This window comes from aff. Roholtiella sp. LEGE 12411, from assembly GCF_015206995.1.
Classification (GTDB): Bacteria; Cyanobacteriota; Cyanobacteriia; order Cyanobacteriales; family Nostocaceae; genus Komarekiella.
On record NZ_JADEXR010000204.1, the window covers coordinates 1 to 8,989 of the forward strand.

Consider the following 8,989-nt stretch of genomic DNA (forward strand, 5'->3'; position numbering starts at 1 on the left):
GGGCATGGGGCATGGGGAAAAATCGTCTTTTAACTCTTTGCTTTTAACCTTTTGCCTTCGTCCTCAATCCCCAGTGTTAGAGATTGTCAAAGAATAAGGCTGTTTTGCTTGAGCGTAGACGTTGATACGCCTTGTCATTTGCGATCGCCATACCAGGAAAAATTAAGAATAATACAAGTACCCAAACTATAAATAAGTACTTCATTGTCCATATTCGTTTTTTCAAGCTCGCTTCTTAATGTCCAAATGCCAAAGTCTCTCCAAGGTGGCAATTTGTTGGCGTAGAACAACAGAGCGGTGTCTGTTATAAAGTTTAAAACCTGCAAATAAAATCAATGGAATGATAATCGAAGATCCGATGAATACGTTAGCAGATAATTCTGCCTGACTTTTGGAGTGTAAATCAGGGGAGTTGGTTGTTAGCTGAGTAGTTGAAAGTAATTGCATTCATACCTCCAGAGATACGATAGTTTTTCTAGTAAAAGACTTCATTAGGAATCTTGTCGTTTTCTGATGCCAGCTATATATTTTGGTTATAAAGCGCAGATTTTTTGGATACTACGGCAGACATTTATTTAGATGATGCAAGCGTACTACTGAGTTAGAATAAACAAAGTGCATAGACGCGTAATCTTGCGGCAAAGTAATTTATGCAGAGCATCAACCACAACCAAAGAAAGTCTGGTCATTGCCAAAGATAACTTTGAAAATTCCCATTTTTTAGCTCAAAACTAGGAGTTTCGAGCTTCGGATTTAAAATTTCGAGATCAGAACTCGGAATTTCAAGATCGGAACTCGGAATTTCAAGATCAGAACTTCCAAATTTCAGCTTTGAACTCGGAATATCACCTTTTACACTCAAATTTCGAGCTTCCGAGCTAAAAAATTCAACTTCTAAGCTTAAATTGCCGAGATATTTTTTTGGCTGACGATGCTTATAGCTAAATTTTTTAAATTCAAAGCATCGCTAGTAGTCTGTCAAGTTTGATTTGATAAGTTCGTAGTTGACGTTTTAGCACTAAAGCGCCAACTACGAGCAACTCCCACTCCTCAATTTTTCTTTGACAGACCATTAGTAGCAATTTTAGATGTGAAACCTTAGATTTTAGATTGGTAAAGAATTAAAAATCCAGTAATGCTATATAAACGATTTGGACGTACGGAGTTACAGATACCAGTATTTTCCTGCGGTGGTATGAGATACCAGTTCAAATGGCAGGATGTTCCCGCTTCGGAAATTCCTACCGACAACCAGGCAAATCTAGAAGCGACTATTAGACGAGCAATTGAAGTGGGCATTAATCATATTGAGACTGCTCGTGGTTATGGCACTTCTGAAATGCAGTTAGGGAGAATATTGCCCAAGTTTCCCCGCGAACAATTGATTGTTCAAACCAAAATAGAACCACAGGCAGATGCGAAAAAGTTCCGCAAAACGTTTGAGCAATCACTACGAAACCTCCAGCTAGATTATGTTGACCTATTGGGTTTGCACGGCATCAACCATGCTGAGTCTCTGGATTACAGCATCCGTTCTGGTGGCTGTTTGGAAGTAGCGCAGCAGTTACAAGCTGAAGGAAAAGTCAGGTTTATTGGCTTTTCCACACATGGATCAACAGATTTGATTGTGCAGGCAATTAATACTAACCAATTTGATTACGTTAATCTGCATTGGTACTACATTAATCAGTGGAATTGGGCAGCAATTGAAGCAGCTAGATGCCACGATATGGGGGTGTTTATTATTAGCCCATCTAATAAGGGAGGAATGTTGTATGAATCACCGCCAAAGTTAGTAAATCTTTGCGCTCCCCTAAGTCCGATGGTATTTAATGATTTGTTTTGTTTGAGTCATCAAGAGGTACATACCTTGAGTTTGGGAGCAGCAAAACCACAAGATTTTGATGAACACCTGAAAACTTTAGAGTTGCTGGATAACGCATCGGAAATTTTGCCACCAATTTTGGCAAGGTTGGAAGCAGAAGCGATCGCGTCTTTGGGAGAAGATTGGGTGAAAACTTGGCAGACTAATTTACCCACCTTTGAAGAAACTCCAGGTGAGCTAAATATTCGCGTGATTTTGTGGCTGTGGAATTTAGCGATCGCCTACAATCTGGTAGAGTATGCCAAAATGCGCTACAACCTGCTAGGTAACGGTAGTCATTGGTTCCCTGGCAACAAAGCAGACCACCTAAATGAACTCGACTTACGGCAATGTCTATCTGACAGTCCTCACGCAGATAAAATCCCCCAAATTCTGGAACAAGCGCATCAAATGCTAGCGGGTGAAGCAGTCAAACGTTTATCTAGGGCATAGGGCATGGGGCATGGGGAATCAGGCAGGGGAATGGGGCATGGAGCATGGGGCATGGGGCATGGGGAATGAGGCATGAGGCATGAGGAATGAGGCATGAGGAATGAGGCATGAGGAATGAGGAATGAGGAATGAGGAATGAGGCATGGGGAATGGGGCATGAGGAATGAGGTATAGGGAATGAGGCATGGGGAAGAGTTTTCTAATACCCAATGCCCAATGCCCAATGCCCAATGCCCAATACCCAATGCCCAATGCCCAATGCCCAATGCCCAATACCCAATGCCCAATCCCCAATGCCCAATGCCCAATCCCCAATTAGTCAGACTTTGTAACATCCGCTGATTTATTTGCCGTTGGTAAAACTAGTACCTTATCAACGCGGTTGCCATCCATGTCCATTACCTCAACACGCATACCTTGCCATTCAAAATGATCTGTTGCGATCGGAATCCGACCTAAATGGGTGATGACAAAACCACCTAACGTTTGATAACTGCCTTTCTCCTCAGATTCCCACTCTTCCATACCAAATAGTTCTAAAAACTCTTCTACAGGCAACATCCCATCCAATAGCCAGGAACCATCTTCCCTTTGTACAGCTTGTGGTTGGTCTTGTCCATCTGTGGAAGGAACATCTCCCACGATTTCGCTCATGATGTCGTTAAGAGTAACTAATCCTTGAATCACGCCGTATTCATCCACTACCACCGCCATGTGAGTGATGGTTTGTTTGAACAATTCCAAAACTTTTAAGCCACGGGTGCTTTCTGGCACAAAAACAGGCTGTCGTAATCCTACAGTCAAGTCTAGCGGTTCACCTCGAAAACTTCGGGCTAATAAATCTGTAACGGGGATAATACCCAGCACATTGTCAAGTCCTCCTTGACAAACTGGATATCGGGAATAAGCACTATCAACCATCTTGTGACGGTTTTCTTCAGCAGAGTCCTCTAAGTCCAGCCAGACAATATCGGGACGGGGTGTCATCAAGTAGCTGACAGGGCGATCGCCTAAGCGAAAGACTCGCTCCACCATATCCTGTTCGGCTTCCTCGAAGGTTCCCGCCTCAGTACCTTGCTCGATTAAAATTTTTATTTCTTCCTCAGTGACTTGCGGCTCTGTAGAAGGAGTAATACCTAACACTCGTAGTACCAGATCTGTCGAAGCACTTAAGAGATACACCATTGGGGAAGCGATCGTCGCCAAAGCTCGCATTGGAATAGCTACAATAGCTGCAATTCTTTCTGGGTTGTTTAATGCCAGACGCTTCGGCACTAGTTCGCCGACAATCAGTGACAAATAGGTAATGATCAAAACCACTATCCCGAAAGAGATCGGTTCACTATAACGTGCCAAAAAGGGAACAAGCCGCACATAAACTTCTAGCCGATTGGCGATTGTTGCTCCTCCAAAAGCACCAGTCAGTATCCCAATCAAGGTAATTCCGACTTGAACAGTAGATAAAAACTGATTTGGAGACTCAGCTAGTTTCAATGCTGCCTGTGCCTTGGCGTCTCCTTGATTTGCAAGCTGCTGTAGTCTCACCTTGCGTGCCGAGACGACTGCCATCTCAGACATAGAAAATATACCATTGGCAATAATGAGTACTAAAACGATTAAAATTTCCAAAGTGGTGGAGGACATGTTTAAAATTGCCGCTTATCAATGCGAACTTAGCTTAATCCCTAGTATCTAGTATTAAAGGTGCTTCTATAAATGCTTTAACTGTACATAAACTATTAGTTATATTTCTACAGTCTATTTAGTAGTTATGCATTATTCTTCCATAGAAAGAACGAGACAACTATTAACACTTTTAAAATGGAGGACATAAACTGCCTCAATCTTTTCTGACCTGCTACGATTCCCACACAAGCAACTTATGGCATTTTCTTCTATTGTGCGTGCTTTGGCGCGATCGCCACTCACCACTGAATTGATTTCTAAGCTGAATCGACAACAAGAACTACGCTTAAATGGCGTTTCCCGCCTGCCTAAAGGCTTGGTGGCTTCAGCTCTGGCACAAAGTGAGGGCAAGGATTTGTTCGTGGTGTGTGCCACTCTAGAGGAAGCTGGACGCGTTTACGCGCAACTAGAGGCAATGGGATGGAAAAATGTGTATTTTTATCCTACTTCCGAAGCTTCACCCTACGAACCTTTTGACCCCGAAACTGAGATGAGTTGGGGACAAATGCAGGTATTGGCAGATTTGGTCAAAAGTCAAGAGTCATTAGTCATTAGTCAACTGTCATTAGAAATAAATCAAGGACAAAGGACAAATGACAAAGGACAGATAGCAATTGTCGCTACCCAAGGGGCGCTACAACCCCATTTGCCACCACCTGAGACTTTTACATCCTTTTGTCTGACTCTGAAGCGAGGGATGGAATTGGACTTAAATAGCTTTAGTGAAAAAATTACTACTTTAGGGTATGAGCGAGTGCCTTTGGTGGAAACAGAAGGACAATGGAGTCGGCGCGGCGATATTGTTGATGTTTTCCCGGTTTCGTCTGAGTTACCAGTGCGATTGGAATGGTTTGGTGACGAAATTGAGCAAATCCGAGAATTTGACCCAGCAACTCAACGTTCGGCACTTGATAAAATTGACCAACTAGTTCTGACTCCTACTAGCTTCGCTCCCATCGTGAGCGCAGCACTGAAAACGAGTGCTGAATTTCGAGTGTTGAGTGCTGAGTCAGAATTGGACTCAGCACTCAGTTTTACAGACGCGATTAATCATGTCTCTGCTCAAGACTCAACATTTGTAGAGGGTAGTCGTCGCTTTTTGGGGTTAGCTTTCGATCAACCAGCCTCGCTTCTAGAGTATTTATCAGAAAATACGCTGATTGCCATTGATGAGCCAGAACAGTGCCATGCTCACAGCGATCGCTGGGTGGAAAATGCCGAAGAACAATGGCGCATGGGGGATAGGGCATTGGGCATGGGGAATGGCGAATCTAACCAATTGCTAATTGCCAATTCCCAATTACCGAAAATACATCGTTCGTTTGATGACTGTCTGGCTGAGGTGGCAAAATTTAAAACATTATATTTATCGGAACTGTCAGAAGAAAATAGTGGCATTAATCTTGCTAGTAGATCTGTTCCAGTTACCCCACACCAGTTTGCTAAACTAGCTGAAACTATCCGCCAAGAGCGCGATCGCAATTTCTCTAGCTGGCTGATTTCTGCCCAGCCTTCGCGTTCTGTCTCTCTGTTGCAAGAGCATGACTGTCCCGCGCAATTTATTCCTAATCCCCGCGATTACCAAGCGATTGAAAAGCTCCAAATCAACCATACGCCAGTAGCTCTAAAATATTCCGGACTGGCGGAGCTAGAAGGTTTTATCCTGCCTACGTATCGGTTGATAGTTGTCACAGATCGGGAATTTTATGGACAGCACTCCTTGGCGACTCCCGGCTATCTCCGCAAGCGTCGCAAAGCTGTTTCTAAACAAGTTGATGCCAATAAGCTGCGTCCAGGCGATTATGTGGTTCACCGTAATCATGGTGTTGGTAAATTTGTCAAGCTAGAGAGTTTGACGATCAACGACGAAACCCGTGATTATTTGGTGGTGCAGTATGCTGACGGGTTACTCAGAGTCGCCGCCGATCAAGTAGGTGCGCTATCTCGGTTCCGCAGCACAGGCGATAAAGCACCAGAACTCAATAAAATGACTGGTAAAGCTTGGGAAAATACCAAGAATAAAGTCCGCAAAGCTATTAAGAAGTTAGCGGTGGACTTGCTGAAACTCTATGCAGCGCGATCGCAACAACAAGGCTTTAGCTACCCAGGCGATATGCCTTGGCAAGAGGAACTAGAAGATTCTTTCCCCTATCAACCCACAACAGATCAACTCAAAGCTGTACAAGATGTCAAACGCGACATGGAAAGCGATCGCCCGATGGATCGTTTAATTTGTGGAGATGTCGGTTTTGGAAAAACAGAAGTGGCAATTCGTGCCATTTTCAAAGCTGTCACCGCTGGGAAACAAGTTGCCCTGCTTGCACCTACTACCATTCTGACTCAGCAACACTACCATACCCTCAAAGAACGTTTTTCTCCCTACCCTGTGAATGTCGGTTTACTCAACCGTTTCCGTACCGCTGAAGAACGTCGCAATATTCAAAAGCGATTGGCTACGGGTGAATTGGATGTGGTTATTGGAACACATCAACTTTTAGGTAAAGGCGTAGCATTCCGGGATTTAGGACTTTTAGTGGTGGATGAAGAACAGCGATTTGGGGTCAACCAAAAAGAGAAAATTAAAAGTTTGAAAACTCAAGTTGACGTGCTGACTCTCTCTGCCACACCCATTCCCCGCACCCTGTATATGTCTTTGTCGGGTATTCGGGAAATGAGTTTGATCACCACACCTCCCCCCACCAGACGCGCCATTAAAACTCATCTCGCACCGCTGAACCCAGAAAGTGTCCGTAGTGCGATTCGCCAAGAACTCGATAGAGGCGGACAGGTGTTTTATGTAGTCCCACGAGTTGAGGGAATTGAAGAGACAACAGCAAGTTTGCGGGAGATGATACCTGGAGGAAGGTTTGCGATCGCTCACGGTCAAATGGATGAAAGTCAATTAGAATCAACCATGATTACTTTCAGCAATGGTGATGCAGATATCCTTGTTTGTACGACAATTATTGAATCTGGCTTAGACATCCCGCGAGTTAACACCATTTTAATTGAAGATGCTCACCGCTTCGGTTTATCCCAATTATACCAGTTACGTGGTCGTGTGGGACGTGCTGGGATTCAAGCTCATGCATGGTTATTTTATCCAAAGCAACGCACATTATCTGATGCAGCACGGCAAAGGTTACGAGCAATTCAGGAATTCACTCAGCTAGGTTCTGGATATCAGTTAGCAATGCGCGACATGGAAATCAGGGGTGTGGGTAACTTGTTAGGTGCAGAACAATCTGGTCAAATGGATGCGATCGGTTTTGATTTGTATATGGAAATGCTAGAAGAAGCAATTCGAGAAATCCGCGGACAAGAAATTCCCCAAGTGGACGATACCCAGATTGACCTTAACCTCACAGCATTCATCCCAGCAGATTACATTACCGATTTGGATCAAAAGATGAGTGCTTACCGGGCTGTAGCAACAGCTAAATCTCAAGAAGAATTAACACAAATTGCTGGTGAGTGGAGCGATCGCTATGGTGCTATACCTGTATCTGCCAGTCAACTTTTGCGCGTGATGGAACTCAAACAACTTGCGAAAAAATTAGGATTTAGCCGCATTAAACCAGAGAATAAGCAGCACGTCATTTTAGAAACACCGATGGAAGAACCTGCTTGGAATCTATTGGCGGCAAATTTACCAGAAAATCTTAAGTCTCGTTTTGTGTACTCACCTGGTAAAGTTACAGTACGCGGCTTAGCAGTTCTCAAAGCAGATAAGCAATTGCAAAGCCTCATTGACGCTTTGAGTAAAATGCAAGATGTGATGCTTATGGCAAGTCAGTGAGCATCTACGTGGTTCAGAACCGATATGTTACTCTTAAGCAAACCGAATACACTACTCCCTACCTCCTATTGCTTCTATAGGATTCCTATTTGATTTTTGAAAAAATTGCGTACACCTCCAACTCCCTTTTTTCCTATTCCCCATTCCTTTGCTCCAACTTCTCTGTATCGCCCATACTTCTCTACGAGAGGCTGCGCCAACGGCTTACCTCGGCTTCGCCCTTCCCTACGGGAGGCTACGCCAACGACTACGCTCAGGACAAGTTCCCTGTCTCTACGAGTCAGTTCACGAATCAAATCGGATTACTTTAATTCCTAGAGGAATCCCTAGTTTTTCCATTTCCTGTCCTAATCGTGGTCTATAAACCTGAAAATTGCTGCAATATAACTTCTTGATATTGTACAATTTTATAATATAGAGTTCCTACGTTTAGTTTTTACCAAAGCATCTCAGATTTTTGCAACACAACCAATGGTAGAGCTAACTTTTACACTATTGTGTGTTCCAAACCACATCAACTCTTAACTTTAAATACTTCTCAAGAAGTATTTATCTAAAAATAGGTGAATGTATAAATTGTCAAAAGGATAACATTAGCAACTGTTGATATTGCAAAAGACTCTATTTGAAGGGATGCTAATAGTTTATCAACGTCAGATTTTAAGCTACTGACACTGTATTTTCAGATTTTTACCAGACTAGCACCTGTTTTTGGAAAACAACTCATCCGCGAATAGATGAGCTTGATACACACATTCTCCAGACGTGATTGTAATAGTGAACTATGAATAATAAAAAATGGGCGATTAAACGACTCACAGTAAATCTCACTTCAGGCGAGGTCGAGAAACTTGAACAATACTGCAAAATAACAGGACGAGCTGCAACCGATGTAATTCGGGAATTAATCCGATCAATTCCAGCTGACAACTCAGAAGTATCAGAACGCAAGAAATTGGCTAAGCGATCGCCTGACTAAGAAAAATCATCCGTGCAAGTTGCTCTTAGGCTTCTTTATACCCGGTTTAAATGTGCTAAATGATCTAAATGTACACACAATATAAGTAGGGCTTGCTGAATAAGTCTCTCAAGCAAATGTAGAAGCCACACAGCTTACAAAATACTTGTTTCATCGCTCAGTTTCAGAATTTACCCAGCGATCGCTAACGATTGTGCAAGGGTTTTGA

General features: G+C 43.2%; 7 protein-coding genes. 4 read left to right on the forward strand and 3 right to left on the reverse strand.

Translation table 11 applies throughout. The features are described 5' to 3' along the window. Positions 1 to 222: 222 nt before the first annotated feature. Entirely contained in the window at positions 223 to 447 is a 225-nt protein-coding gene (locus tag IQ246_RS27065; RefSeq protein WP_194006383.1) for a hypothetical protein, read from the reverse strand. Between the two features lie 688 nt (positions 448 to 1,135). On the opposite strand from IQ246_RS27065, the gene IQ246_RS27070 reads away from it, so the two are divergent. Next, on the forward strand, positions 1,136 to 2,317 hold the full coding sequence (locus tag IQ246_RS27070) for an aldo/keto reductase (RefSeq protein WP_194006384.1): 1,182 nt from the start codon (positions 1,136 to 1,138) through the stop codon (positions 2,315 to 2,317). Here IQ246_RS27070 and IQ246_RS27075 read toward each other — a convergent pair. Both IQ246_RS27075 and IQ246_RS27080 read right to left on the reverse strand, forming a co-directional pair. Next, positions 2,272 to 2,604, reverse strand: coding sequence for a hypothetical protein (locus tag IQ246_RS27075; protein WP_194006385.1), 333 nt, complete (start codon positions 2,602 to 2,604; stop codon positions 2,272 to 2,274). The genes IQ246_RS27070 and IQ246_RS27075 overlap by 46 nt on opposite strands. Before the next feature lie 28 nt (positions 2,605 to 2,632). Beyond that, positions 2,633 to 3,961 carry a hemolysin family protein gene (locus IQ246_RS27080; RefSeq protein ID WP_194006386.1) on the reverse strand — a complete coding sequence of 443 codons (1,329 nt, stop codon included), beginning with the start codon at positions 3,959 to 3,961 and terminating at the stop codon, positions 2,633 to 2,635. A 238-nt stretch (positions 3,962 to 4,199) separates the two neighbouring features. On the opposite strand from IQ246_RS27080, the gene mfd reads away from it, so the two are divergent. From mfd to IQ246_RS27095, 3 genes are all read left to right on the forward strand, one after another. Further along, the gene (gene mfd / locus IQ246_RS27085; RefSeq protein ID WP_194006387.1) at positions 4,200 to 7,802 is read left to right on the forward strand and encodes a transcription-repair coupling factor; all 3,603 of its coding nucleotides are present in this window, start codon (positions 4,200 to 4,202) and stop codon (positions 7,800 to 7,802) included. A gap of 148 nt (positions 7,803 to 7,950) precedes the next feature. After that, positions 7,951 to 8,166 (forward strand): hypothetical protein, encoded by a 216-nt coding sequence (locus IQ246_RS27090; protein ID WP_194006388.1) that lies wholly within the window; start codon positions 7,951 to 7,953, stop codon positions 8,164 to 8,166. A 420-nt stretch (positions 8,167 to 8,586) separates the two neighbouring features. Continuing rightward, positions 8,587 to 8,781: a CopG family transcriptional regulator gene (locus tag IQ246_RS27095; protein WP_194006389.1), complete on the forward strand. Its 195-nt coding sequence runs from the start codon at positions 8,587 to 8,589 to the stop codon at positions 8,779 to 8,781. The last annotated feature ends 208 nt before the right edge of the window (positions 8,782 to 8,989 follow it).